Below are 25708 nucleotides of genomic sequence, written 5' to 3'. Positions count from 1 at the left end.
CTCCGAGGTTTGGTGGCCCCATGCGCCTGTCGCGCTTTTTCCTGCCGTTGATCAAAGAAAACCCGTCCGAAGCGCAGATCGTCTCGCACCGTCTGATGCTGCGCGCGGGCATGGTCCGCCAAGCCTCGGCCGGGATCTATTCGTGGCTGCCGCTCGGCCACCGCGTGCTGCGCAAGGTCGAGCAGATCGTGCGCGAGGAGCAGGACCGCGCAGGGGCGATCGAAATGCTGATGCCGACGATCCAGTCGGCCGATCTGTGGCGCACGAGCGGGCGCTACGAAGACTACGGCAAGGAGATGCTGCGCATCGTCGACCGGCACGAGCGCGAGATGCTCTACGGCCCCACCAACGAAGAACTCGTGACCGAGATTTTCCGCAACGCGGTCAAGAGCTACAAGGACCTGCCGCTCAATCTCTACCACATCCAGTGGAAGTTCCGCGACGAGGTGCGCCCGCGCTTCGGCGTGATGCGCGGCCGCGAATTCCTGATGAAGGACGCGTATTCGTTCGACATCGACGCCAAGGGCGCGCGCGCCGCCTACAACCGCATGTTCATGGCCTATCTGCGCACCTTCGCGCGCATGGGCCTCAAAGCCATTCCGATGCGCGCCGACACCGGCCCAATCGGCGGCGATTTAAGCCACGAATTCATCATCCTCGCCGAGACGGGCGAGTCGGAAGTCTATTGCGACACGGCGTGGCTCGAGACCGACATGCTCAAAGCCGACATCGATTTTTCGGCCGATCTGCAGCCCGCCGTCGAGGCGATCCTCGCAAACTACGCCGCGACGTCCGAAATGCACGACGCCGCGAAGTGCCCGGTCCCCCCTGAGCGCCTCCACAAGGCGCGCGGCATCGAGGTCGGGCACATCTTCTATTTCGGCACCAAATATTCGAAGCCGATGGGTGCCAGCGTCGTCGGCCCCGACGGTGCGCAAGTGCTGGTCGAGATGGGCTCCTACGGCATTGGCGTGTCGCGCCTCTTGGGCGCCATCATCGAGGCGAGCCACGACGATGCCGGCATCGTGTGGCCCGATGCGGTGGCCCCGTTCGACGTGGGCCTCGTCAATCTGCGCAGCGGCGACGCCAAGTGCGACGAAGCGTGCGAAGCGCTTTATGCGCGCCTGCAAGCGGCCGGCAAGGACGTGCTCTACGCCGACACGGCCGAAAGTGCGGGCGCTAAATTCGCGACGATGGATCTGATCGGGCTGCCGTGGCAGCTCGTCGTGGGGCCGCGCGGCGTTGCGGCGGGCAAGGTCGAGCTCAAGCGCCGCAAAACCGGCGAGCGCGTCGAGATGTCGGCCGACGAAGCGCTCAATCGCTTGACGGCGTCCTGAATGGCCTGGTTCGACTCGTTCGAGCGGACCGTGGCGCTGCGCTATCTGCGTTCGCGCCGGCAGGAAGGCTTCATCTCGGTGATCGCGTGGTTCTCGCTGGGCGGCATTGCGCTCGGCGTGGCCACGCTCATCATCGTGATGGCCGTCATGAACGGTTTCCGCGCCGAATTGCTGGGCCGCATCTTGGGCCTCAACGGCCATCTCACGGTCTACGGCCAGGGCGTGCCGCTCGCGGATTGGGAAGGGGCGGCCGCGCGCATCCGCGCCTTGCCGGACATCGTCGATGCGGCAGCCCTCGTCGAAGGCCAGGTCATGGCGACGGCCAACAATGTGGCGAGTGGCGCCCTCGTGCGCGGCATCGCCCCCGCCGACATGGCGCGGCGCACGCTGATCGTCTCGAACATCAAAAGCGGCAGCCTTGCCGATTTTGCGGGCGACGATGCGGCGATGATCGGTGCCCGCATGGCCCAGCGCATGGGCTTGGCGCTGGGCGACCGCATCACGCTGATCTCGCCGCAGGGCAACGTGACCGCCTTCGGCACAATGCCGCGCTTGCGCGCCTTCCGCGTGGCCGCGATCTTCGAAGTCGGTATGTTCGAATACGACAATTCCTTCGTGTTCCTGCCGCTCGAAGCGGCCCAGCTTTTCTTCCGCCAGGAGGGCCAAGCGACCGGCATCGAGGTGTTCGTCAAGGATCCGCAGCGCGTGTGGCTGGCGCGCAGTGCGATCCTGCAGGCCGCAGGCCAGCCCGTGCGCGCCTACGATTGGCAGCAGGCCAATTCGAGCTTCTTCAACGCGGTGCAGGTCGAGCGCAACGTGATGTTCCTGATCCTCACGCTGATCATCCTCGTGGCGGCGTTCAACATCGTCTCGTCGCTGATCATGCTCGTGAAGGACAAGACGCGCGATATCGCGATCCTGCGCACGATGGGGGCTTCGAGCGGATCGGTGTTGCGCATCTTCCTGATGGCGGGGACCGCGATCGGCGTGCTTGGCACGCTAGGCGGGCTCGTTTTGGGGCTGCTGTTCAACGCCAACATCGAATCGATCCGCCAATTGCTGCAGGCGATGACGGGCACGCAGCTCTTCTCGCCGGAAGTCTATTTCCTCGCGCAATTGCCGTCGAAATCCGATCCGCGCGAAGTGGTCGAGGTCGTGGCGATGGCGCTCGGCCTGTCGTTCCTCGCCACGATCTATCCCGCGTGGCGGGCCGCCCGTCTCGATCCCGTGGAAGCGCTTCGCTATGAGTGAGGCCGTTCTCGAAATCTCGGGGCTGCATCGCCGCTTCCGCCAGGGTGGCGGCGAATTGCACGTGCTGCGCGGCCTCGATCTCACCTTGCGCGCGGGCGAATGCGTGGCGCTGGTGGGGCCGTCGGGTGCGGGCAAATCGACCTTGCTGCATTGTGCGGGCCTGCTCGAGCGGCCGGATGCGGGCACGATCCGCATTGCGGGCGAAGATTGTGCCGCCCTCGACGATGCGGGCCGCACGCGCATGCGCCTCAAGACGCTCGGTTTCGTCTACCAATTCCACCATCTGCTGCCCGAGTTTTCGGCGCGCGAAAACGCGATGATGCCGTTGTTGATCGCAGGCCAAGACAAGGCCACGGCCGGTGCGCGCGCCGATGCGCTGCTGGCCCAGATGGGGCTGGGTGCGCGCGCCACGCATCGGCCCGGGCGGCTGTCGGGCGGCGAGCAGCAGCGCGTGGCGATCGCGCGTGCGGTTGCCAACAATCCACGCGTGCTTTTGGCCGACGAGCCCACCGGCAATCTCGATCCGCGCATCGCCGCCGACGTGTTCGAAACGCTGTTGGGCCTCGTGCGCAACAGCGGTTTGGCGGCTCTCATCGCCACGCACAATCCGGAACTTGCAGGCAGAATGGATCGCATTTTGCGAATGGCCGACGGCGTTTTAAGCGAGGAAATTCCGGGCAGGACTTGACGCGGTGGCGTTGCGGCGAAACACTTGGCGACAATCCTGCGACTCGAAGGTCGGAACCCGCCATGAAATTTCGCAATGTCCTTTTCGCTGCCGTCGCCGCTGTCACGCTGGCGGCCTGCGGCCTTACCGGGCAGACCGCCTCGACGGGTTCGCAAAGCTCGAACGGCAGCGGCAACGCCACACCGGGGCCAGGCTTCACGCGCTTCACCGATATTCCGATGCCGGCCAACAATTCGATCGATCTCGAGCGTTCGCTGATCCTGGGGACCGATCAGCAATGGACCGGCCGGCTCGTGATCAATTCGGGCAGCAACGTCGCCGACATGTACGAGTTCTACCGGCGCGAGATGCCGAATTTCGGCTGGAGCGAGGTGACGACTGTGCGCGCGGCCAACAGCGTGCTCGTGTTCCAGCAGAATCAGCGTGTGATCACGATCCAGATCACGCCCTCGCGCGGCATCACGGGCGGATCGACCGTCGATCTCACGATGGCGCCGCGCGGCGGTACGGGCGGCAACATTACTCCGCCGCGCACGAGCCAGGTCGTCGAACCGCCGCCGGCACCGGCGCGCGGCGTCGCCGCCCCGCGCGCAACGGTCGATTCTGCGCCGCTGCGCTGAGTATCCGCGCGCCGCAATTCACGCCGGACGCGCAGCTGCGCTTTGCCGCAACGCGTCATGTTTTCGAGCCCCTAGCATCCTTCGAACTCGGGCCCGACTATCGGCTCGCCCATCTGCCGCTGATCGCACCGGACCATCCGCAGGCGATCGCCTCGGTGCCGGGCAAGGATTATCGCAACGGCCGCTATGCGAACGCGCGCGATGCGCTTGTCGTCCATGTGCCAGCCGCAACGCTCGACGAAAGCCCGGTCTTCCAGACGATCGAAGCCGAGCTTAAGGCCAGTGCCTTGAGGGAGGCGATTGCGTGGGACATCGGCCGCCGCCGCCGCGGCGTGCTGCACGCAACCATCGCAGGGCCGTTCGATCCGGCTGCCGGGGATGCGTGCGCGCATGCGGCACAAGCTTGGCTTGGCGACGGCATACCTTCAGTCCGTTTGGGCGGTCCGTTCGTCGGCGACCGCAACCACGGCCGCATCTATCTGCGCGTCTATCCCGAGTTCCGCAACGGCACGGACGCCTATGCCGATCTGCAGCGCGCGGTCGGTGCGCGCGTCTCAGGTTTCTACGCTGTCGGACTCTGGCACCTCGAGCGCGACCTCGATCCGCCGGCGGCGGCCGAACTTGGCGCCTGGCTCGATCGTCACTGGACGGCCGAGATCGCCGTTCTGCCGCAAGCGCGCTTGGCCATGCTGCGCACGACCGACGACCTTGCTATCCACAGCCCCGAATGGCGCTGGCTCGACTCGTCCTCAGCGGCGTAGTCTTGCTCCCATGTCGCATGCCCCTTTCGTCCATCTGCGCGTCCATTCCGCCTATTCGCTGTCCGAAGGGGCGATCAAGGTCAAAAAGCTCGTCGAGCTTGCGGCCAAAAACAAAATGCCGGCGGTCGCGATCGCGGATACGGGCAATCTATTTGGCGCACTCGAGTTTTCGGCCGCCGCCGCCGATGCGGGCGTGCAGCCGATCATTGGCTGCAATCTCGGCATCAGGCGCGAGGACGATGGCGGTATGGGGCGCCAGGGCAAAGCGCCGGAGCCCGACCGGCTGCTGCTGCTTGTGCAGAACGAAACCGGCTGGGCCAATCTCGCCAAACTTTCGAGCCGCGCGTTTCTCGAAACGCCGGGCGGGGAAACGCCGCAGGTCACGATGGACCAGCTCACGGGGCTTTCGGACGGCTTGCTGTGCCTGACCGGCGGGCCGAACGGGCCGGTGGGTCGTTTGCTGGCGGACGGGCAGGCCGATGCGGCGGCCGCCATGCTCGACCGGCTCCAGGCCGCATTCACGGGCCGTCTCTATATCGAGATCATGCGCCATGGGCTTGGCGCCGAAAAACGTATCGAGGGCGCTTTGCTCGATCTCGCCTACGCGCGCGATCTGCCGCTCGTTGCGACCAACGACGTCTATTTCGCCGACGCGACGATGTCGGCGGCGCACGATGCGCTGCTGTGCATCGCCGAGGGCCGCTTTTTGGCGGACCAGGAGCGCCGCCATTCCACGGCCGAATGGCGTTTCAAATCGGCCGACGAGATGCAAGCGCTGTTCGCCGATCTGCCCGAGGCGATCGCCAACACGCTTGCGATCGCCAAGCGTTGTTCCCATTGGGTCGGCGGGCGCAAACCGATTCTGCCGGCCTCGACGCGCGCCAAAGACAGTTCCGAGGCCGATGCTTTGCGTGTGCTTGCCAAAGCGGGCCTCGAAAAGCGTTTGGCAGCCCACGTCTATACCGAAGGCATGGACGAGGCGGCGCGCGAAGCGGCGGCAACCCCCTATCGTGCACGGCTCGAGTACGAAGCCGACGTGATCGTGAAGATGGGTTTCCCCGGCTATTTCCTGATCGTCGCCGACTTCATCCAATGGGCAAAAGACCACGGCATCCCGGTGGGTCCGGGGCGCGGTTCGGGCGCAGGCTCGGTCGTGGCGTGGGCGTTGACGATTACCGATCTCGACCCCTTGCGCTTCGGCCTGCTGTTCGAGCGTTTCCTCAATCCCGAGCGCGTATCGATGCCGGACTTCGACATCGATTTCTGCCAGGACCGGCGCGACGAGGTGATTCGCTACGTGCAGCGCACCTACGGCGAAGACCGCGTGGCGCAGATCATCACCTTCGGAAAATTGCAGGCACGCGCGGTCTTGCGCGACGTCGGCCGCGTGCTCGGCATGCCCTACGGCCAGGTGGACCGTATCTGCAAACTGGTACCCAACAATCCGGCCAAACCTGTCACGCTCAAAGAAGCGATCGACGGCGAAGACCAACTGCGCTTGATGATCGACGCCGATCCGGCCGTCGCCAAGCTCGCAGAAATCGCCTTGCATCTCGAAGGCCTCTATCGCCATGCCTCGACGCACGCGGCGGGTGTGGTCATCGGCGACCGGCCGCTCGAAGATCTGGTGCCGCTCTATCGCGATCCGCGCTCGGCCACACCGGTCACGCAGTTCAACATGAAGGACGTCGAGAAGGCGGGCCTCGTCAAATTCGACTTTCTGGGGCTTAAGACGCTGACCGTGCTGAGCCGGGCGGCGGCCCTGCTCAAGCGCAAGAACGTCGTCGTCGATATCGACCGTTTGGCGCTCGACGACAAGCGCACCTACGACATGCTTTCGCGCGGCGACACCGGCGGGGTGTTCCAGCTTGAAAGTACGGGCATGCGCGATGCCGTGCGCCGCCTGCGCCCGGATCGCATCGAAGACATCATCGCGCTTGTGGCCCTCTATCGGCCGGGCCCGATGGACAACATCCCGAAATACATCGCGGTCAAGCAGGGGGCCGAAAAGCCCGACTATCTGCACCCGAAGCTCGAAGCGACCCTCAAGGAAACCTACGGCGTCATCATCTACCAGGAACAGGTGATGCAGATCGCCCAGGTGCTTTCCGGCTATTCGCTGGGCGGTGCCGACCTCCTGCGCCGCGCGATGGGCAAGAAGGTCCAGGCCGAGATGGACGCGCAGCGCAAAGTCTTCGTCGACGGGGCGGTCGCCAACGGCGTGGACGAAGCCAAGGCCTCGCAGATTTTCGATCTCGTCGACAAATTCGCAGGCTACGGCTTCAACAAGAGCCACGCCGCCGCCTACGCTATCGTCGCCTACCAAACCGCGTGGCTCAAAGCCAACCATCCGGTCGAGTTTTTCGCAGCGTCGATGACGCTCGACATGTCGAACACGGACAAGCTCAACCTGTTCCGCCAGGAAGTCGCACGTCTCGGCTATCGTACCTTGCCGCCCGACATCAACAAGTCGGAGGCCGTATTCTCGGTCGAATATCCCGACGGCACGGACGCCAAAGGCTGCGTGCGCTATGCGCTCGCCGCCGTGCGCAATGTCGGCCTCGCCGCAATGGAAGCGTTGGTGGCCGAGCGCACTGCCAACGGGCCGTTCGCGTCGCTCTATGATTTGGCGCGGCGGCTTGACCATCGCCAGATCAACAAGCGCCAGCTCGAAAATCTCGCCAAGGCGGGGGCGTTTGACACGCTCGAGCCCAACCGTGCCCGCGTGCTGGCCGCGATCGAAACCATGCTGCGCTTGTCGCAATCGGCGGCCGAAGAGAAGACCTCGAACCAGATGAGCATTTTCGGCGGCCCGGCCGGCGGCAAAACCGCCGACCCGCCATTGCCGCAAGTGGCCGATCTCAAACTGCACGAACGCCTGCAGGCCGAGTTCGAAAGCGTGGGCTTCTATCTGACGGCCCATCCGCTCGATTCCTACGCGGTCGGCTTGAAGCGCCTGGGGGCGGTGCGCTCGGCCGATCTGGCGCGCAGCTTGTCGGGCGGGGCGTCGAGCCGCGTCAAGCTTGCGGGCACGGTGCTGAGCTCGAAGGAGCGCACTTCCGCCAAGGGCAACAAATTCGCATTCGTGCAATTGTCGGACGCGGGCGGCACGTTCGAGGTCATGGTGTTCTCCGAACTCCTCGCCAAATCGCGCGAACTTTTCGCGTCGAACAAGCCGCTGCTTGTGACGGCCGATGCGCGCGTGGAGGGCGAAACGATCAAGCTCCTGGCGAGCGAAGTGCGCGCCCTCGACGACGCGGTCGCTAGCACCTCGGCGGGCTTGCGCGTGGCCTTGGCCGATATGGGGGCGATCGCCGGCCTCAAAGCCGCACTCGGCAAGGCGCCGAAGGGCAAGGGGGCGATCCGCATCCAGATCCGCACAGGCTCGGACGAAGAAGTCGATATCCGCTTGAAAGACGGGCGCGCCATCACGCCCGATCTGCGTCGCGCGCTGGGGGACATCCCCGGTATTCTGGAAGTGGCGGAGATTTGACGCCAGCGCGGCAGCGCCACTTGTATTTGCCGCATGCGGAAAAAACGCTTATCCTCGGCGGTTCCTGACTCGAACGCGCGAGCCACGTTGAATCCCGCTGACCCCAATACGCTGATCCAGCGTTTGCAGTCGATCGCCGACCGTCTGGCTGCCGACCATCCGGACGATCGGCGCGTGGCGGTCGAACATCTGTCAGAATTCGTCGCCGCGATCGGCATGGATGCCGGCAACCAGCGCATTCGCGCGATGGCGGTCGAGCTTGTGCGCGCGATCATCCGCGAGATCGAAGCGCCGTTGCGCCGCCTTGTGGCCGAGCGCTTGAGCCAAGAGCCCAACATCGCCCCCTCGATCGTGAAGCTGCTGGCGGCCGACGAGATCGAAGTGTCGTGGCCCGTACTCGCAGGTTCGCCCGTGCTGCAGGAAGGCGACCTCATCGAGGTCGCGAACCAAGCCACGATCCAGCATCGCGTGGCGATCGCCGGACGCACGGATGTGGGCTCCGCACTCAGCGAGGCGCTGGTCGCGTTCCGCGAGAAAGACGTCGTCGGCACGCTGCTTGCCAACGAGCGCGCGCAGATATCGAACGCCACATTCGGCGTGGTGTGCGAGCTTGCGCGCCAATGGCCCGAGCTTGAAGATCCGCTTTCCCAGCGCGCCGATCTGCCCGCCGCCTTCGCCTACGAAATGCTGAGCTGGATCACCGACGCGCTGCACGGCTATCTCTACAAGCGCATCGCCATGGCGCCGGACGCGTTGCGCGACATCGTGGCCAACGCCGCCGACCAGGTGGCGCGCGACATCGGCACCAAAGACGGCGTTGTCACGGGCGTGCTCGGCGCCATGCTGGGCCAATGGGGCCAGTGGGGCGAAGACCAAGTCGGCGGCTTCGTGCGGCTGGCCGAGTCCGGCAGGCTCGATCTCTTCGAAGTGGCCTTGGCCGAGCATCTCGCCGAGCCGTTGCGGCTCGTGCGCCGGGCGTGCCGCACCGCCGATTTCGGCGACCTTGCCACGATGTGCCGGGCGAGCGGCATGAACCAGTTGAATTTCGAGACGATCGTGGTGACCTTGGCGCGCCTGCACGGCAACGTGGGCCGCCCCGTGACCGAGGCGCTGCGCGCCTTCGACTCGCTGACCCTTGCCCAGGCGCGCGGCGCCCGCGCCATCGTGCCGGGGTACTAGGCGATGGCGCTGATCCCCACCGTGGTCCGCTATGCGGCCGGCACGCTCGTCTACGAAGAGGGCGCGCGCGGCGATTTTGCGTGCCTCGTGCGTTCGGGCGAGATCGAGATCTTCCAGACGCGCGGCGACGAAAAAGTCGAGATTGCGCGCACCAAGGCAGGGCAGATGTTCGGCGAGCTCGAACTCGTCGACGGGGCCGCGCGAATGGCCAGTGCCCGTGCGGCCACAAACGCCGAAATCGAGATGATTCCGCGTGCGTCTTTTTTGAACGAACTCCTGGCACTCGATCCCGCCATCCACACCGCACTGGTCGAGCTGATCGGCTTCGTGCGCACGGCAGAGCCGCTCGCGCCCGGTGCGCCGGGCGACGCGTCACGCGACGAAATGGCGGCGTTTTTGCGCGGCGTTGCCTTCGGCCGCAGCCTCGACGCCGTCAAAAGCCCGTTTACCCGCACGATCACGGATTTGGTGCTTTATTACGCCGGGCGGCGGGTTCCGCATTGACGGAATAGGGTCCCGCAGGCCGGGCGGGCTTGCAAAACCCAGCCAGTTGGGGTATCTCCCGCGCCGCGTTCGGACATTGTGTCCTGACGACAAACCCTCACGCGGGGCATATGCGGTCCTTGGCGCCATAGGCCAAGGCTCGTTCCGGTGCCGGTCTCCCTTCTTGGGGGCAGGTGCTCGTCCCGCGGCGGATCAACCGGAAAAAGGAAAAATCGCTCATGGCGATGCCCGTCTATTCGATGCGCCAGCTTCTCGAAGCCGGCATTCACTTCGGCCACCAGACGCGCCGTTGGAACCCCAAAATGGCGCCGTTCCTGTTCGGCGTGCGCAACGGCGTGCACATCATCGATCTGCAGCAGACCGTGCCGCTGCTCGACCGCGCCCTCCAGGCCGCGCGCGACGTGTGCGCAGGCGGCGGGCGCGTGCTGTTCGTGGGCACCAAGCGCCAGGCGCAGGAGCCGATCGCCGAAGCCGCCAAGCGCTGCGGCCAGTATTTCGTCAACCATCGCTGGCTCGGCGGCATGCTGACCAACTGGAAGACGATCTCGAATTCGATCAAGCGCCTCAAGGAAATCGACGAGCGCCTGTCGGGCGATCTGCCCGGCGGCTCGGCCTCGGGCGGCCTCACCAAGAAGGAACTGCTGTTCATGACGCGCGAGCGCGACAAGCTCGAGCGTTCGCTTGGGGGCATCAAGGAAATGGGCGGCCTGCCGGACATGCTGTTCGTGATCGACACGAACAAGGAAGCGATCGCGGTCGAAGAAGCGCGTCGCCTCAACATTCCGGTCATCGCCGTGCTCGACTCGAACAGCGACCCCAAGGGTGTCACGTACCCGATCCCGGGCAACGACGATGCGCTGCGCGCGATCTCGACCTATTGCGAGCTGATGGCGAACGCAGTGCTCGACGGTCTGCAGGCCGAAATGAAGGCCGCCGGCGTCGATGTGGGTGCGGCCGTGGCACCGCCCGCACTCGAGATCCCGGCGGCTGCGGCTGCGGTTGCGGCTGAAGGTGAAGCGGCCCCGGCCGCCGCCGAAGCGGCACCGGAAGCCGACAAGGACGCAGCCGCGCCGAAGAAGCCGGCAGCCCGCAAGAAGAAGGAAAAGGCGGCTTCGCCCGCAGCCTGATCGGCTATGCGGGCGATCGCCTTGTCACTGCGACGAACTCCAACACGGATGGAATAGATATGGCCGAAATTACGGCAGCCCTGGTCAAGGACCTGCGCGAAAAAAGCGGTGCTGGCATGATGGATTGCAAGCGCGCTTTGACCGAAAACGGCGGCGATGTCGAAGCGGCGGTCGATTGGCTGCGCAAGAAGGGCCTCGCGGCCGCCGCCAAGAAGGCGGGCCGCGTGGCCGCCGAAGGCCTGATCGGCGTTGCCGCCGGCGGTGCCGTCGGCGCCATGGTCGAGGTCAATTCGGAAACCGACTTCGTGGCGCGCAACGACGCGTTCCAGGATTTCGTGCGCAACGTGACCAAGTCGGCAATCGCGACAGGCGACGATGTGGCAGCGCTCGGCGCTGCCGCGTATCCGACGGGCGGCACGGCGACCGAAGCGCTGACCGCCCTGGTCGCCAAGATCGGCGAGAACATGACGCTGCGTCGTGCGGTCGTGCTGAAAGTATCGGCAGGTGCGGTTGCAACCTACGTGCACAGCTCGGTTGCACCGGGCCTCGGCAAGATCGGCGTGCTCGTGGCGCTCGAGAGCACGGGCGACGTCGAGAAGCTCAACGCGCTCGGCCGCCAGATCGCCATGCACATCGCCGCCACGAACCCGATCTCGCTCGACATCGCGTCGGTCGATCCGGCGGCGTTGGCACGCGAGAAGGCGATCTTGAGCGAACAGGCGGCAGCCTCGGGCAAACCCGCCGCCGTCGTCGAGAAGATGGTCGAAGGGCGCATTCGCAAATTCTACGAAGAGTCCGTGCTGCTCGAGCAGGTCTATGTCGTGGACGGCGAAACCCGCATCAAGGACGTGGTGGCCAAGGCCGCCGCCGATGTGGGCGCGCCGGTCAAGCTCGTCGCCTTCCGCCGCTTTGGCTTGGGCGAGGGCATCGAGAAAAAAGAGTCCGACTTTGCGGCCGAAGTCGCCGCACAGTTGAAAGCCTGATCCGACGATGGCCGGTCTTTCTCCCGAAAGACCGGCCGAATTTTCTGGCGAGGGTTGACCCCGCGATGCCGCAGGCGCCTCAAACCAAATACCGCCGCGTTCTGCTCAAAGTGTCCGGCGAGGTGATGGCCGGCAGCGACGAGCGCGGCCTCGATCCCGCCACGATCGACCGCATCGCCGCCGACGTCAAAGAGGTCGTCGATCTCGGCGTGCAAGTGTGCCTCGTGATCGGCGGCGGCAACATCTTCCGCGGCCTTTCGGGCGCCAAGCGCGGCATCGAGCGCGCCAACGGCGATTATATGGGCATGCTCGCCACCGTCATCAACGCGCTTGCGTTGCAGAACGCGCTCGAAGGCGTGGGCGTGCCCACGCGCGTGCAGTCGGCCATTCCGATGGCGAGCATTTGCGAGCCCTATATCCGGCGCCGCGCGATGCGGCACATGGAAAAGGGTCGCGTCGTGATTTTCGGGGCAGGGACCGGCAATCCGTTTTTCACGACCGATACGGCGGCTGCGTTGCGCGCATCGGAAATGGGCTGCGACGCGCTGCTCAAGGGCACCAAAGTCGATGGCGTTTATTCGGCCGATCCCAAGAAGGACGCGACCGCGTCGCGCTTCGAAACGCTGACCTATCGCGACGTGATGGAGCGCGATCTCGGCGTGATGGACGCCGCTGCGATCGCGCTTGCACGGGAAAACCACATTCCTATTCTAGTCTTCTCGATACAGAAGCCCGGCGGATTCGCCGAAGTGATGAAGGGGACCGGCCGCTACACGACCGTGTGCGACTGAGTGGGGTGAAGCCTACGCCTGCCGTCCGTTCGCCAAACTGTTTCCAAGGGAACACGCCAATGTCCGCCACCGCCGAAATCGACGATCTGCGCCGCCGCATGACGGGTTCGCTCGACGTGCTCAAGAAAGAGTTTTCGGGTCTGCGTACGGGCCGCGCTTCGGCAAGTCTGCTCGATCCGGTGACGGTTGACGCCTACGGCAGCCAGATGCCGCTCGCCCAATGCGGCACGGTGGGCACGCCCGAGCCGCGCATGCTGACAGTGCAGGTGTGGGACAAGGGCCTCGTGAAAGCGGTCGAAAAAGCCATCCGCGATGCGGGCCTCGGTCTCAACCCGATGGCCGACGGCCAACTCGTGCGCATCCCGATGCCGCCGATGACCGAAGAACGGCGCAAGGAACTGCTGAAGATCGCCAAGAACTACGCCGAGGCCGCACGCGTGTCGGTGCGCAACGTGCGCCGCGAAGGCATGGACGCGCTCAAGGCGCTGCTCAAGAACGGCAAGGTCACGGAAGACGAAAACCGCAAGCGCCAGACCGACATCCAGACGCTAACCGACGATTTCATCAAGAAGGTCGACGAGGCGATGGCGGTCAAAGAAAAAGACATCATGGCCGTCTAGCGGCCGTACCGTCGTTTCCTTCTCCGCCGGTCCTTGGAACCAAGCGAGCTCGCCCCGTCCATCCAAATGTCGCACGATCGCCAAATTCCCCGTCATGTCGCCATCATCATGGACGGCAATGGTCGCTGGGCCAAAGCGCGCGGCCTGCCGCGCATCGCGGGCCATCGGCGCGGGGCGGATGCGGTGCGCAACGCAGTGCGCGCGGCGGGCGAACTCGGCGTGCGCTACCTCACATTGTTCGGCTTCTCGTCGGAAAATTGGCGCCGGCCCAGCGACGAGGTCGCCGACCTCATGGGGCTCTTGCGCCATTTTCTGCGGGCTGAACTCGCTGAGCTGCATCGCCAGGGGGTGCGCATCCGCATCATCGGCGAGCGCAAGCGCCTGCCTCCCGACGTATGCTCGCTGGTCGAACAGGCCGAGACGACGACGCGCGACAATACGTTCCTCGATCTCGTCGTGGCGCTTTCGTACGGTGCACGCGCCGAGATCGTTTCGGCCGCGCGCCAGTTGGCAGAGGCCGTCAAGGCCGGCACGCTCGACCCTTCGGCGATCGACGAGACGCTGTTCGCGCAACACCTTGCGACGGCCGACATTCCCGACCCCGATCTTTTGGTGCGCACGAGCGGGGAAAAGCGCGTTTCGAATTTCCTGCTGTGGCAGTGCGCCTATACCGAGTTCGTGTTTCTCGACGTGCTGTGGCCCGATTTCGGGCGCGAAGCATTCGAGGCGGCGATCGCCGAATTCGGACGGCGGGAGCGGCGCTACGGCGCCGTCGTGGGTTGAGCCTCGCACCACCGCCGACCCCAGCTGCGGGCCTGCGCATGCGCGATCTGCGCCAGCGCGCGCTGTCGGCAGCCGTGCTTCTGGCCCTTGCCGTCGCCGGGCTGTTCTCGGGCCGCGAAGCGTTCGAGTTGATGGTTGCCGTGTGCGGTGCCGTACTTGCCTGGGAATGGACGCGGCTGGTCGGCGACGGGCGTTTCGGTGCCACGGGCCTGCTTGTGGCGGCGGGCGTGCTGGCGAGCGGGGCAGCTGCCGCCCTCACGCGCGCCGATATTGGGCTTGGCCTTGCCCTCGTTGCGGCGTTGCTGGTGCTGGCCTTTGCTCGCGTGAGCGGGCGCGACCATTGCCGCTGGCTGGCGGTGGGGCCGCTTTACATCGGCATTCCGGTCGTCGCGTTGATCTGGCTGCGCGGCGATGCGCAAGGCGGCTTGGTCGCGATTTTGTGGCTGATGGCGAGCGTGTGGGCGACTGATACGGGCGCTTACTTCGCGGGCCGGCTGATCGGCGGTGCAAAGCTCGCACCGCGCCTGTCGCCCAACAAAACCTGGGCCGGTCTGGTCGGCGCCATGGTTGCGGCGGCCTGCGTCGGCTGGGCGGCGGCGCTGATGGTGCCGCAGGGGCCATCCGCGACGGTGCTGGCGGGGGCGGGGGCCGGTTTGGCCGTCGTGGCGCAAGCAGGCGACCTTCTCGAATCCTGGATCAAACGCCATTTCGGGGCCAAGGATTCGAGCGGACTCATCCCCGGGCATGGCGGCCTGTTCGACCGCGTGGACGGGCTGTTGACGGCCGCCTGCGCACTTGCGGCGTTCCAATGGTCCACGAGCGGGCTTATGCTGGCATGGCCATGAAACGCGTGACGATTTTGGGCTCGACCGGTTCGGTCGGCTGCAACACGGTCGAATTGCTCGCCGCCGATCCGCAAAGTTTTGCGGTCGAAGCGCTGGTCGCCAACCGCAATGTCGCCAAGCTCGCCCAGCAGGCGCGCGCACTTGGCGCCAAGCGCGCGGTCGTGGCCGACGAAAGCTGCTACGGCGAACTGCGCGACGCCCTTGCGGGCAGCGGCATCGATGCCGCCGCCGGTTCCGAAGCCGTCGTTGAAGCCGCCATGATGCCGGCCGAGTTCGTGTGTTCGGCCATTGTGGGTGCGGCAGGCCTGCCCGCCACGCTTGCCGCGATAAGGCGTGGGGCAACGATCGGCCTTGCCAACAAGGAAACGCTTGTCTGCGCCGGTGCCCTTGCGATGGCCGAAGTGCGCGAGCATGGTGCGACGCTCGTGCCCGTCGACAGCGAGCACAGTGCCATTTTCCAGGTGCTCGATCTCGACGCGTTGGACCGCGTCGAGAAGATCGTGCTGACCGCCTCGGGCGGGCCGTTCCGCACCTGGCCGCTCGAGCGCATGGCAAGCGTGACGCCGTCGCAAGCCGTTGCCCATCCCAACTGGTCGATGGGGGCCAAGATCTCCGTCGATTCCGCGACGATGATGAACAAGGGCCTCGAAGTGATCGAGGCGTTCCATCTGTTCCCGGTCGGCGAGGCGCGCATCGAGGCGATCGTGCATCCGCAATCGGTCGTGCATTCGATGGTCGCTTATGCCGATGGCTCGGTGCTGGCGCAGCTCGGCACGCCCGACATGCGCACGCCCATTGCCGTGGCCCTCGCTTGGCCCGGCCGCATGGCAACGACCGCCCCGCGCCTCGATCTTGCCAAAATGGCAGATCTCACGTTCGAAACTTTGGATTACGCGCGCTTCCCGGCGTTCAAATTGGCGCGGCTGGCCTTGCAAGCGGGCGGCGCTGCACCAACTATCCTGAACGCGGCCAACGAAGTGGCTGTGGCGGCGTTCTTGGGCGGCGGGCTCGGGTTTTTGGGCATCGCAGACTGCGTGTCCGGCGTGTTGGACGGCTATGCGCCGCCGGCCCCGGCTTCGATCGCGGATGTGGTTGCGATCGACGCTTTAGCCCGCGTGCGTGCGCGCGAATGGATCGATGCAAAGCACCCGCGTGCGGTGTTTGCGGCTGCGGAAAGTCGGGGCTGACATGAATATCTTCGAGTATTTGCTGCCGTTCTTGCTCGTTTTGAGCGTGCTGATCTTTTTCCACGAGCTCGGGCATTTCTGGGTCGCACGGCGCTGCGGGGTGAAGGTCGAGGTGTTTTCGATCGGCTTCGGGCGCGAGATTGTGGGCTGGAACGACCGCCACGGCACGCGCTGGAAGATCTCGTGGCTGCCGCTCGGCGGCTACGTGAAAATGTATGGCGATGCCGATCCGGCCTCGACACCGGGGGCCGAGATTTCGCATATGGATGCGGCCGAACGCTCGGTTTCGTTCCACCACAAAACCCTCCTTCAGCGCTCGGCGATCGTGGCTGCGGGCCCTGTCGCGAATTTCCTGCTCGCGATCGTGCTGCTGGCGGGCGCTTTTGCGACCGTGGGCCAGCCTTTCACGCCCGCTCTGGTGGGCGGCGTGTTGCCGGGCTCGGCTGCCGAGCGCGCCGGCATCCAGGCCGGCGACCGCGTGACGGCGATTGACGGCAAGCGCATCGAGCGCTTCGAGGAAATCCAGCGCTTTGTGCAGCTCAATCTCGAGCGGCCGACGGTATTGACGATCGACCGCGACGGGCGCTCGCTCGATCTGCCGATCACACCTGCCGTGATCGAGGAAACCAACCGCTTGGGCCAGGTCACGCGTGTGGCGCGGCTCGGCATTCGAGGCCAGGGCATGTCGTTCAAAACCCACGATCCTTTGAGTGCCGTTTGGCGGGCAGCGGGCGAAACCTGGACGCAAGCCGCCGGCACCCTCAAAGCGCTCGGCCAGATGGTTGTCGGCACGCGCGGCACCGAGGATCTCGGCGGCCCCATCCGCATTGCCCAAATGTCGGGCGAGGTGGCGCAAGGGGGAATCGCAAACCTGATCGTTTTCATGGCGATCTTGTCTATTAACCTAGGCTTGATCAATCTTTTCCCAGTTCCGATGCTCGATGGCGGACATTTGGTGCTTTACGCGCTTGAAGCCGTGCGCGGGCGACCTTTGCCGCCGCGGGCTGTCGAATACGGTTTCCGGATTGGCTTTGGCTTGGTTATAAGTCTTATGGTCTTTGCGACCTGGAACGACCTCGTCCATACGGGCGTGGTGCGGTTCCTGGTGGGACTCGTCTCGTGATTATCGCCGGGGTTTTGGGGTAATGTGCTGGACTGCGGTGCGACTCGAGAGCGGATAACCGGCGAATATGGAACGACTTGCGATGTTTTTTGCGACAGGCCGAGTGGCAATAGCGACATGCGTGATGGCGCTTGCCATGGCGGTTGGCCTGTTCTTAGCCGGCCCGGCCGCAGCCCAGTTCGCGACGCGCACAGGCGTGGTTGCCGGGCCCGTTTCCGAAATTCGCGTCGAGGGCACGCAGCGCATCGCGCCTGAGACCGTGCGCGCCTACGTGACCGTCCAACCCGGCTCCCAAGTTGATGCCGAGGAGATCGACCGCTCGCTCAAGGCCCTGTTCGGCACCGGCCTGTTCGCCGACGTGCTGATCCGCCAAGAGGGCGGGGCGCTGATCGTGCGGGTCGTCGAAAGCCCGATCGTTAACCGCATCGCGTTCGAGGGCAATCGCCGCCTCAAGGACGAGAGCCTCATCAACGAGCTCACGATCAAGCCGCGCACCGTGTTCACGCGCGCGCGCGTGCAAGCCGACGTCAAGCGCCTGCAGGACATTTACCGCGCCTCGGGCCGCTTTGCCGCCACGATCGAACCCAAGATCATCCAGCTGCCGCAGAACCGCGTCGACGTCGTGTTCGAGATCGACGAGGGCCAGGTCACCGGCGTGCAGCGCATCAATTTCGTGGGCAACCGCAGCTTCGCCGACGGCACGCTGCGCGAGCAGATCCAGACGCGCGAATCGCGTTGGTTCCGCTTCCTGTCGAACGACGACGTGTACGATCCCGACCGGCTCTCGTTCGACCGCGAATTGCTGCGCAAATACTACCTCTCGGCCGGCTACGCGGATTTCCGCATTGTTTCGGCAATCGCCGAATTGAGCCCCGACCGCCAAGGCTTCTACGTGACCTTCACGATCGAAGAGGGCGAGCGCTACCGCTTCGGCAAGATCGACGTTGTCTCGCAGCTGCGCGATCTCAAGAAAGAGCAGATGGTCGATCTCGTGACGACCAAAGAAGGCAGCTGGTACGACGCCAACCGCGTCGAAGCTTCGGTCTCCGCTCTCAGCGATTTCGCCGGCACGGCCGGCTACGCGTTTGCCGAAGTGCGCCCGCGCGTGACGCGCGACCGCGACGCGCGCACGGTCTCGATCGTCTACGAAGTGCAGGACGGGCCGCGTGTGTTCGTCGAGCGCATCAACATCGTCGGCAATTCGCGCACGACCGACAAGGTCATCCGGCGCGAGATGCAGCTCAGCGAAGGCGACGCGTTCAGCACCGCCAAACTGCGCCGTTCGCGCGACCGCATCCGCGGCCTGCAGTTTTTCGAGCGCGTCGAGGTCACGAACGTGCCGGGCGAAGCGCCCGACCGCACGGTGCTGAACGTCGAAGTGCAGGAAAAATCGACGGGCGATCTCAGCTTCGGCATCGGGTTTTCGACGGCCGACAACGTCCTGCTCGACGCCTCGATCCGCGAGCGCAATCTGCTGGGGCAAGGCAAGGATCTGAAGCTCGGCGGCACGGTTTCGCGCCGTCGCAACCAGATCGACCTGTCCTTCACCGATCCCTATTTCCTCGACATGGACATGGCGGCCGGTTTCGACATCTTCCGCCAGAAGCGCGATCTGCAGGCCGAGGCGGGGTACGACTTCATCTCGACGGGTTTTGTGCTGCGCAACGGCTACCGGCTCGGCGAATATGTGGATCAGTCGCTGCGCTACACGCTGCGCAACGACGACATTACGCGGCTCGCCTCGGGCGTTTCGACGCTCGTGCAGGATGCGGCGGGCTCGGTCATCCAGAGCTCCGTCGGCCACACGACCCTGTTCGACTGGCGCGACGACCGCGTCGATCCGACCGACGGCTATTTCCTGCGGATCGGCAACGATGTCGCGGGCCTGGGTGGCGACGCGAAGTTCCTGCGCTCGACCGCCACGACCGGCTTCTTCTATCCGATCGCGACCGAATATGTCGCCTCGCTGGTGCTCGAAGGCGGGCACATCACCGCCCTGTCGGGCGACCGCGTGCGCCTGCAGAATCGTTTCTCGCTCGGCGGCGACAATTTCCGCGGCTTCCGCGCGCAAGGCTTGGGTCCGCGCGACCAGGCCTCGGGCGGCGCACTGGGCGGCAACCTCTTCTATACCGGTGCAGCCGAATTGAGTTTCCCCACGGGGCTGCCCAAGGAATTCGGCCTGCGCGGGTTGCTCTTCTCCGACGTGGGCACGCTCACAAGCTTCGATCGTCCGCCGCCGGGCCGCCCTGGCAACACGGCTGCGGTCGACGATTCCGGGTCCATCCGCGCGTCGGTCGGCATTGGCGCCCTCTGGCGCTCGCCGTTCGGCCCCGTGCGCGTATCTTACGCAAAAGCCGTCGTGAAGGAAGAATACGACCGAACGGAAGCCTTCCGGTTCGGCGTCGGCACGCGTTTTTGATTTTTCCGACAGGACAAGTTGCGATGAAAAAGCCGAATCTTTCCGCCCTGCGTGTTGCGGCCGTTGGTGCCGCGTTCGTCGGCCTGCTGGCCGCCGCTTGGCCGGTCCAAGCCCAGCAGCCGGCGCCCGCCCAGCCGCGCCAAGCGCCTGCCCAACCGCGCGCGACCACCCCGGCAGCGCCCGCACCGGCCCTGTCGACTGAATTGCCAGCCAAGGGCACGGCGGTCGTGTTCTTCGATGTCGAAGCGGTCATGCGCGTTTCGACTGCGATGCAGAACGTGAATTCGCAGGCCGAGCGCGCGCGCAATTCGCTCCAGGCCGATGCGACGCGCCAGGAGACCGAACTGCGCCGCCAGGAGGAAGAACTCGCCAACCAGCGCGCCACCTTGTCGCAGGACGCGTTCAACCAGCGCCGCCGCGATTTCGAAAATCGCGTCCAGACCGTGCAGGTGCAGCTGCAGACGCGCCGGCGCAATCTCGAGCAGAACTACGGCGACGCCGCCCAGAAGATCCAGCAGTCTCTGACCGAGTCCGTGATCGAGGTCATGAACGAGCAGGAATACCAGATCGTGCTGCCCAACTCGTTCATCTTCGTGGCGCGCTCGGCTCTCGACATTTCGGGCGAAGTCGCTCGCCGGCTGAACCGCAAGTTGCCGACTGCGGCAATGGCGAACTGAGCTGCCGCGCGCGATGGCCGACCGGCGATTCCATGCTTACGCCGGCGCCCTCGCGCTCACGCGCATAGCCGAACTCGTCGGCGCTGCTTTGCCTGCGGGCGCCGACGGCAACCTGCTCTTCGACGACGTGGCGTCGCTCGCGGCCGCCGGACCGGCCCAAGTCTCTTTCCTCGAAAACCGCAAATATCTGGGCGCACTCGCGAACACGAAGGCGGGGGCTTGCCTCGTGCATCCGAGCCTTGCGGCACGGGTACCGGCAGGCTGCCATCCGCTCGCCGTTGCCAATCCCTATCTTGCCTATGCAAGCCTTGCCGCCGCCTTCCATCCGCCGCAACGCACGCCGGCCGGCGTGCATCCGACGGCCGTCGTGGACGTCTCGGCGCGCTTGGGCGAGGGCGTGTCGATCGGCCCCTATGCGGTCGTAATGGCCGGCGCCAAGCTCGGCGCCGGTGTAGAAATCGGGCCGGGGGCCACGATCGGCGCCAATGTCGAGCTCGGCGATTTTGTGGTCGTCGGCGCGAATGCGAGCGTCAGCCATGCGCTGGTGGGGCCGCGCACGCGGCTCTATCCGGGTGTGCGCATCGGCCAGGACGGTTTTGGTTTTGCGCTGAGCCCCACCGGTTTCGTCAAGGTGCCACAGCTTGGCCTCGTGCGCATCGGCGCCGATTGCGAGGTTGGCGCCAACAGCTGCATCGATCGCGGCAGTGCCGGCGACACGATTATCGGCGACGGCACCTGGATCGACAATCTCGTGCAGATCGGCCACAACGTGAAAACCGGGCGCAGCTGCATAATCGTCGCCCAAGTCGGCATTTCGGGCTCGACCGAACTCGGCGACGGCGTGATGGCGGGCGGCCAAGCCGGGCTTGCGGGCCATTTGAAGGTGGCGGCGGGGGCGAAAATCATCGCACAATCTGGCGTGCATCGCGATATTCCGGCGGGCCAAACCGTCGGCGGCACGCCTGCCGTACCGGCCGAGGAATGGCGCCGCCAATCTGCGGCCCTGCGCCGCTTGGTGCGCCGCACCGCTTCTGAGTCGACCAAGGAACCCAACGAGAGCGCATGATGGACGACGTTTCCGCATCGACCCCCCCTTCCGTTTCGACCATCGATCTGCTGCGGATCATGGAAATGATCCCGCATCGCTATCCGTTTTTGATGATCGACCGCGTGATCGACGTCGTGCGCGACGCGTCCGCCGTCGGCATCAAAAACGTCACGGTCAACGAGCCGCATTTCCAAGGCCACTTCCCGAGCCGCCCGATCATGCCGGGCGTGCTGATCGTCGAGGCGATGGCGCAGACTGCGGGCGTGCTCGTGGTGCACACGCTGGGACCTGAGTCCGAGGGCAAGCTCGTCTATTTCATGACCATCGACGATGCGCGCTTCCGCAAGCCTGTAACGCCCGGCGACACGCTGCACATCCATGTGGTGAAGCAGCGCTCGCGCGGCAATGTGTGGAAGTTCAAGGGCGAGGCGCGCGTCGAGGGTGCTCTCGTCGCGGAAGCCACCTTCTCCGCCATGATCGTGGACAACTGATGGATACCGGCGCCGCCAAACCCGAAACGCAGATCCATCCGACCGCGATCGTCGAGGCGGGCGCGAAGCTCGGGCTGGGCGTGCGCATCGGGCCGTTCTGCACGGTCGGCAAGGACGCAACGCTAAACGACGGTGTGGAACTCGTGAGCCACGTGGTGATCGCGGGCGACACCGAACTGGGCGCGCGCGTGCGCGTGTTTCCGTTCGCGTCGCTCGGCCACCCGCCGCAGGACCTCAAATTCAAGGGCGAGCGCACGCGCCTCGTCGTGGGCGACGACACGATCATCCGCGAGCATGTGACGATGAACCCGGGCACTTCGGGCGGCGGCGGCCTCACCAAGGTCGGGTCGCGCTGCCTGATGATGGCGGGTGCGCATGTGGCGCACGATTGCCGTGTGGGCGACCATGTGGTGATGGTGAACCAGGCGACCTTGGGCGGACATGTGCAGGTCGGCGACTATGCGATCCTGGGCGGCATTTCGGCCGTGCACCAGTTCGTGCGCATCGGCAAGCACGCCATGATCGGCGGCATGACGGGCGTGGAGGGCGACGTGATCCCCTACGGCATCGTGATGGGCGACCGCGCGCGGCTGCAAGGGCTCAACATCGTCGGCCTCAAGCGGCGCGGCTTCAGCCGCGAGGAGATCCACGATCTGCGCACGGCCTATCGGCTGCTGTTCGCGCAGGAAGGCACCATGGCCGAGCGGCTCGACGACGTGGCCGAACTCTACGGCAAGGTCGGTGCGGTCATGGATATTCTCGAATTCATCCGCGGCGCCAACAACCGCCAGATCTGCCTGCCCAAGGCCGACGCAACCCTGTGACAGGCAGGGCGAGCGGCAAGCTCGGCATCCTGGCGGGCGGCGGAACTTTGCCGCGCGCCGTCGCCGATGCCGCCGCCGCGTCCGGCCGGAAAGTCCATATCCTCGCCTTCGAAGGTTTCTGCGAACCCGCCACGGTCGCAGGCTATGCGCACGATTGGATCGGCCTGGCCAAGGTGGGTCGTCTGTTTGCCGCGTTGCGCGCGGCCGCGTGCGTCGAGATCGTGCTCGCGGGCCCCGTGCGGCGCCCAGGCCTTGCCCAGATACGCCCCGACTGGACCGGTGTTTCGACGCTGCTGCGTTTGCTGAGCGTTTGGGGTGGGGATGCGTCGCTGCTGTCGCGTGTGCTGGCTTTGCTCGAAGCACAGGGTTTTCGCGCCGTGGGGGCCCACGAAATTCTACCCGATCTGCTCGTAGCCGCCAGAACCTACGGCAGGCACAGCCCCGACGCGGCCGCACGCGCCGATATCGAGGCGGGCCTTGCAGCCGCGCGTACCCTGGGCCAGCGCCAGCGCGGCCAAGCGGTATTGGTGCGCAGAGGCACCGTGATCGGCGAAGAGACGCGCGGCGGCACGTCGGCCTTGCTGCGGCAGCAAGGCATCGCAGGTGCCGTGCTGGTCAAAGCCGCCATGCCGGGCCAGGATCGTCGCGTCGATCTGCCGACGGCGGGCATTGCGACGGTCGAGGCCGCCGCCGCGGCAGGCCTCGTCGGCATTGCACTCGAGGCCTGCAACGCCTTGCTGCTCGACCGCGACGCGGCCGTGGCGGCTGCCGACCACCACGGGCTTTTCATGGTGGGCGCATGACGGCAACGCGCATCTTTCTCGTGGCAGGCGAACCGTCGGGCGACAATCTCGGCGCCAAGCTGATGCTTGCCTTGAAGCGCGCCACCGGCGGCGCCGTGGAATTCTCCGGCGTCGGCGGCGAGCGCATGGCGGGCGAGGGGCTCAAGAGCCTCTTCCCCTTGTCCGACCTGTCGGTGATGGGCTTGGCCGAAGTCGTCCCGCGCCTGCCGACGATCTTCGCGCGCCTACGCCAGACGGCCGAAGCAATCAAGACAACGCGGCCCGACATCGTCGTGCTGATCGATGCACCCAGCTTCGGCTTGCGCGTGGCCGACCGCATTCGTGGGAGCGGCATTCCGGTCGTGCAGTATGTCGCCCCGCAATTGTGGGCGTGGCGGCCGGGCCGCGCCAAAAAACTCAAAGGCCGCATCGATGCGATGCTTGCCTTGCTGCCGTTCGAGCCGGACTTTTTCGCCAAACTCGGGCTTGCGTGCACGCATGTCGGCCATCCCGTGCTCGAAGATGCGCTGGCACCGGCCGATGCGGCGGGCTTTCGAACACGCCACGAGATTGCGGCAGAAGCGCCGCTTGTCGCCCTGCTACCCGGCAGCCGTGCGGGCCTGTTTGGCCGCATGGCGCCGACCTTCGCGGCCGCGGCAAACGCGCTTGCCGCGACGCATCCGCAAACCGCGTTCGTGGTTCCTTATGTCGCGAACACGGAGGTGGCTTCGGCCGCATTTGCAGCGACGTTGCCGGGCAAGGTCGTGCGCGTGGCCGACCCGGCGGAAAAGCGCGCGGCCTTTCGTGCGGCAGACGCAGCCCTTAGCGTATCGGGCACCTCGACTCTCGAATTGGCCGTCGCCGGTTTGCCGACCGTCGTCGGGCATCGCGTCAACGCGCTGTCGGGTTGGCTTGCGCGCAAGCTCATCCAGGTGCCGTACGTCGCGATGCCGAACGTGATCGCGGGCCGCGTGGTGATCCCCGAATTGCTCCAGGCCGATTGCACACCCGCAGCCCTTGCTGCCGCACTTGCGCATCTGCTCGACGATCCGGCGGCGGCGTCAAAAATGCGCGCCGATCTCGCTTCCGTGTGCGAAGCACTTGGCCAAGGCGAAATCGCGCGCGGACGATTGCCCTCCGACCGCGCGGCGACGGCGATTCTGGAACTGCTCAGAAGCCGAGGTTAGAAAAGCGCTTGCGGTGGGCGCGGATCGCGTCCTCGATCTGCAAGGCGACGTCGAGGGCGGCACGGCCGTCTTCGCCAGTCACGTGCGGCTTGTGGTCGCCGCGGCAGGCACCCAGGAAGCTTTCGATCTCGGTCTTCAGATCGTCGCCGTCCGGATAGTCGCGCTCGATGCGCTCGATGGGCGGCATGCCCGGCATCATCGCGGGCAGCAGCGTGCCGAGCAGCAGCCCGCCTTTGCCGCGCCGCATGGCCACGAGCTTGCGCTTGGCAAGATCGAGCGACACGTAGCTCTCGTGGCCGAAGATGCGCATCTTGCGCTCGGTCTTGAGGCTTATGCGGCTCGTGGTGATGTTGGCGACACACCCGTTGGCGAAGCCAAGCCGCACATTGGCGATGTCTTCGCCCTTGGTCACGACGGGGGCTCCCACCGCCATCACGCTTTCGACGGGAGCGCCCACGAGAGCCAAGATCAGATCAATGTCGTGGATCATCAGATCGAGAACGACCGAAACGTCGGTCGCACGCGGGTTGAACGGGTGGATGCGATCGCATTCGATGTAGAGCGGCGTGCCGACATAGTCGCGGGCCCCCAGCCGTTCGAGCAGGAAGCGCTGCAGATGGCCGACCTGCAGCACGGTGCCGCGCTTGGCGGCTGCAGCGATCAGCTTGTCGGCCTGGTCGCGCGTGTCGGCGATCGGCTTTTCGATCAGCACATGGATACCAGCTTCGATCAGCGCCAGGGCCACGTCGTAATGCAGCGACGTGGGAACCACGACCGACACGGCATCGACCTTGCCGACGAGTTCGCCTGCGTCGGCAAAGGCGGCGACGCCGTGTTTGGCAGCGGCGGCGTTGCGCGCGGCCGGATTGGGATCGACGATGCCCACGAATTGCGAGCCCGGCAGGTTCGCGTATTTGTCGGCATGGAAGCGGCCGAAATGGCCGGCGCCGACGACGGCGGTGCGAAGCGTTTTCATGCCGTTTGGTAG

General features: G+C 65.6%; 24 protein-coding genes. 23 read left to right on the top strand and 1 reads right to left on the bottom strand.

Features of this window, described 5'->3' with window-relative positions; all coding sequences use genetic code 11:
- The first annotated feature begins 20 nt into the window (after nucleotides 1-20).
- The 23 genes from O9320_20225 (at nucleotide 21) to lpxB (ending at nucleotide 24720) form a co-directional block, all read left to right on the top strand.
- Entirely contained in the window at nucleotides 21-1337 is a 1317-nt protein-coding gene (locus O9320_20225; protein MCZ8313180.1) for a proline--tRNA ligase, read from the top strand.
- A complete protein-coding gene (locus O9320_20220; protein MCZ8313179.1) occupies nucleotides 1338-2588 on the top strand; it encodes a lipoprotein-releasing ABC transporter permease subunit in 1251 nt (416 codons plus the stop codon). It abuts the gene before it with no gap.
- Nucleotides 2581-3276, top strand: a complete 696-nt coding sequence (locus tag O9320_20215) for an ABC transporter ATP-binding protein (protein MCZ8313178.1) — start codon at nucleotides 2581-2583, stop codon at nucleotides 3274-3276. The genes O9320_20220 and O9320_20215 overlap by 8 nt, the downstream gene beginning before the upstream one ends.
- 62 nt (nucleotides 3277-3338) lie before the next feature.
- A complete protein-coding gene (locus O9320_20210; GenBank protein MCZ8313177.1) occupies nucleotides 3339-3896 on the top strand; it encodes a hypothetical protein in 558 nt (185 codons plus the stop codon).
- Nucleotides 3897-4051: 155 nt separating this feature from the next.
- Nucleotides 4052-4657 (top strand): hypothetical protein, encoded by a 606-nt coding sequence (locus O9320_20205; protein MCZ8313176.1) that lies wholly within the window; start codon nucleotides 4052-4054, stop codon nucleotides 4655-4657.
- A 10-nt stretch (nucleotides 4658-4667) separates the two neighbouring features.
- Nucleotides 4668-8150, top strand: a complete 3483-nt coding sequence (gene dnaE, locus O9320_20200) for a DNA polymerase III subunit alpha (GenBank protein ID MCZ8313175.1) — start codon at nucleotides 4668-4670, stop codon at nucleotides 8148-8150.
- Between the two features lie 87 nt (nucleotides 8151-8237).
- Nucleotides 8238-9329 (top strand): DUF2336 domain-containing protein, encoded by a 1092-nt coding sequence (locus tag O9320_20195; GenBank protein MCZ8313174.1) that lies wholly within the window; start codon nucleotides 8238-8240, stop codon nucleotides 9327-9329.
- A gap of 3 nt (nucleotides 9330-9332) precedes the next feature.
- Nucleotides 9333-9833, top strand: coding sequence for a cyclic nucleotide-binding domain-containing protein (locus O9320_20190; protein MCZ8313173.1), 501 nt, complete (start codon nucleotides 9333-9335; stop codon nucleotides 9831-9833).
- A 218-nt stretch (nucleotides 9834-10051) separates the two neighbouring features.
- Nucleotides 10052-10960 (top strand): 30S ribosomal protein S2, encoded by a 909-nt coding sequence (rpsB, locus tag O9320_20185; protein MCZ8313172.1) that lies wholly within the window; start codon nucleotides 10052-10054, stop codon nucleotides 10958-10960.
- Nucleotides 10961-11019: 59 nt separating this feature from the next.
- The gene (gene tsf / locus O9320_20180; protein MCZ8313171.1) at nucleotides 11020-11943 is read left to right on the top strand and encodes a translation elongation factor Ts; all 924 of its coding nucleotides are present in this window, start codon (nucleotides 11020-11022) and stop codon (nucleotides 11941-11943) included.
- Between the two features lie 65 nt (nucleotides 11944-12008).
- Complete coding sequence (pyrH, locus tag O9320_20175; GenBank protein MCZ8313170.1) at nucleotides 12009-12734, top strand: UMP kinase; 726 nt, start codon at nucleotides 12009-12011, stop codon at nucleotides 12732-12734.
- A gap of 59 nt (nucleotides 12735-12793) precedes the next feature.
- Entirely contained in the window at nucleotides 12794-13354 is a 561-nt protein-coding gene (gene frr / locus O9320_20170) for a ribosome recycling factor (GenBank protein ID MCZ8313169.1), read from the top strand.
- 60 nt (nucleotides 13355-13414) lie between these two features.
- A complete protein-coding gene (locus O9320_20165) occupies nucleotides 13415-14137 on the top strand; it encodes an isoprenyl transferase (GenBank protein ID MCZ8313168.1) in 723 nt (240 codons plus the stop codon).
- Nucleotides 14134-14982: a phosphatidate cytidylyltransferase gene (locus tag O9320_20160; protein MCZ8313167.1), complete on the top strand. Its 849-nt coding sequence runs from the start codon at nucleotides 14134-14136 to the stop codon at nucleotides 14980-14982. Before O9320_20165 ends, O9320_20160 begins: the two co-directional genes overlap by 4 nt.
- Nucleotides 14973-16169, top strand: coding sequence for a 1-deoxy-D-xylulose-5-phosphate reductoisomerase (gene dxr / locus O9320_20155; protein ID MCZ8313166.1), 1197 nt, complete (start codon nucleotides 14973-14975; stop codon nucleotides 16167-16169). Before O9320_20160 ends, dxr begins: the two co-directional genes overlap by 10 nt.
- A gap of 1 nt (nucleotide 16170) precedes the next feature.
- Nucleotides 16171-17292: an RIP metalloprotease RseP gene (gene rseP, locus O9320_20150; protein ID MCZ8313165.1), complete on the top strand. Its 1122-nt coding sequence runs from the start codon at nucleotides 16171-16173 to the stop codon at nucleotides 17290-17292.
- Nucleotides 17293-17374: 82 nt separating this feature from the next.
- Nucleotides 17375-19711 (top strand): outer membrane protein assembly factor BamA, encoded by a 2337-nt coding sequence (gene bamA, locus O9320_20145; GenBank protein ID MCZ8313164.1) that lies wholly within the window; start codon nucleotides 17375-17377, stop codon nucleotides 19709-19711.
- 23 nt (nucleotides 19712-19734) lie between these two features.
- Nucleotides 19735-20388, top strand: coding sequence for an OmpH family outer membrane protein (locus O9320_20140; protein ID MCZ8313163.1), 654 nt, complete (start codon nucleotides 19735-19737; stop codon nucleotides 20386-20388).
- Nucleotides 20389-20401: 13 nt separating this feature from the next.
- A complete protein-coding gene (lpxD, locus tag O9320_20135) occupies nucleotides 20402-21454 on the top strand; it encodes a UDP-3-O-(3-hydroxymyristoyl)glucosamine N-acyltransferase (GenBank protein ID MCZ8313162.1) in 1053 nt (350 codons plus the stop codon).
- Nucleotides 21451-21927 carry a 3-hydroxyacyl-ACP dehydratase FabZ gene (fabZ, locus tag O9320_20130; GenBank protein MCZ8313161.1) on the top strand — a complete coding sequence of 159 codons (477 nt, stop codon included), beginning with the start codon at nucleotides 21451-21453 and terminating at the stop codon, nucleotides 21925-21927. The genes lpxD and fabZ overlap by 4 nt, the downstream gene beginning before the upstream one ends.
- A complete protein-coding gene (lpxA, locus tag O9320_20125; GenBank protein MCZ8313160.1) occupies nucleotides 21927-22751 on the top strand; it encodes an acyl-ACP--UDP-N-acetylglucosamine O-acyltransferase in 825 nt (274 codons plus the stop codon). Before fabZ ends, lpxA begins: the two co-directional genes overlap by 1 nt.
- A complete protein-coding gene (gene lpxI, locus O9320_20120; GenBank protein MCZ8313159.1) occupies nucleotides 22748-23554 on the top strand; it encodes a UDP-2,3-diacylglucosamine diphosphatase LpxI in 807 nt (268 codons plus the stop codon). The genes lpxA and lpxI overlap by 4 nt, the downstream gene beginning before the upstream one ends.
- On the top strand, nucleotides 23551-24720 hold the full coding sequence (gene lpxB, locus O9320_20115; protein MCZ8313158.1) for a lipid-A-disaccharide synthase: 1170 nt from the start codon (nucleotides 23551-23553) through the stop codon (nucleotides 24718-24720). The genes lpxI and lpxB overlap by 4 nt, the downstream gene beginning before the upstream one ends.
- Here lpxB and O9320_20110 read toward each other — a convergent pair.
- Complete coding sequence (locus tag O9320_20110; GenBank protein ID MCZ8313157.1) at nucleotides 24704-25696, bottom strand: Gfo/Idh/MocA family oxidoreductase; 993 nt, start codon at nucleotides 25694-25696, stop codon at nucleotides 24704-24706. The genes lpxB and O9320_20110 overlap by 17 nt on opposite strands.
- Nucleotides 25697-25708 lie beyond the last annotated feature (12 nt).

The sequence above is a fragment of the Magnetospirillum sp. genome (assembly GCA_027532905.1).
Classification (GTDB): Bacteria; Pseudomonadota; Alphaproteobacteria; order CACIAM-22H2; family CACIAM-22H2; genus Tagaea.
This window is presented reverse-complemented; position numbering and strand designations above follow the sequence as displayed.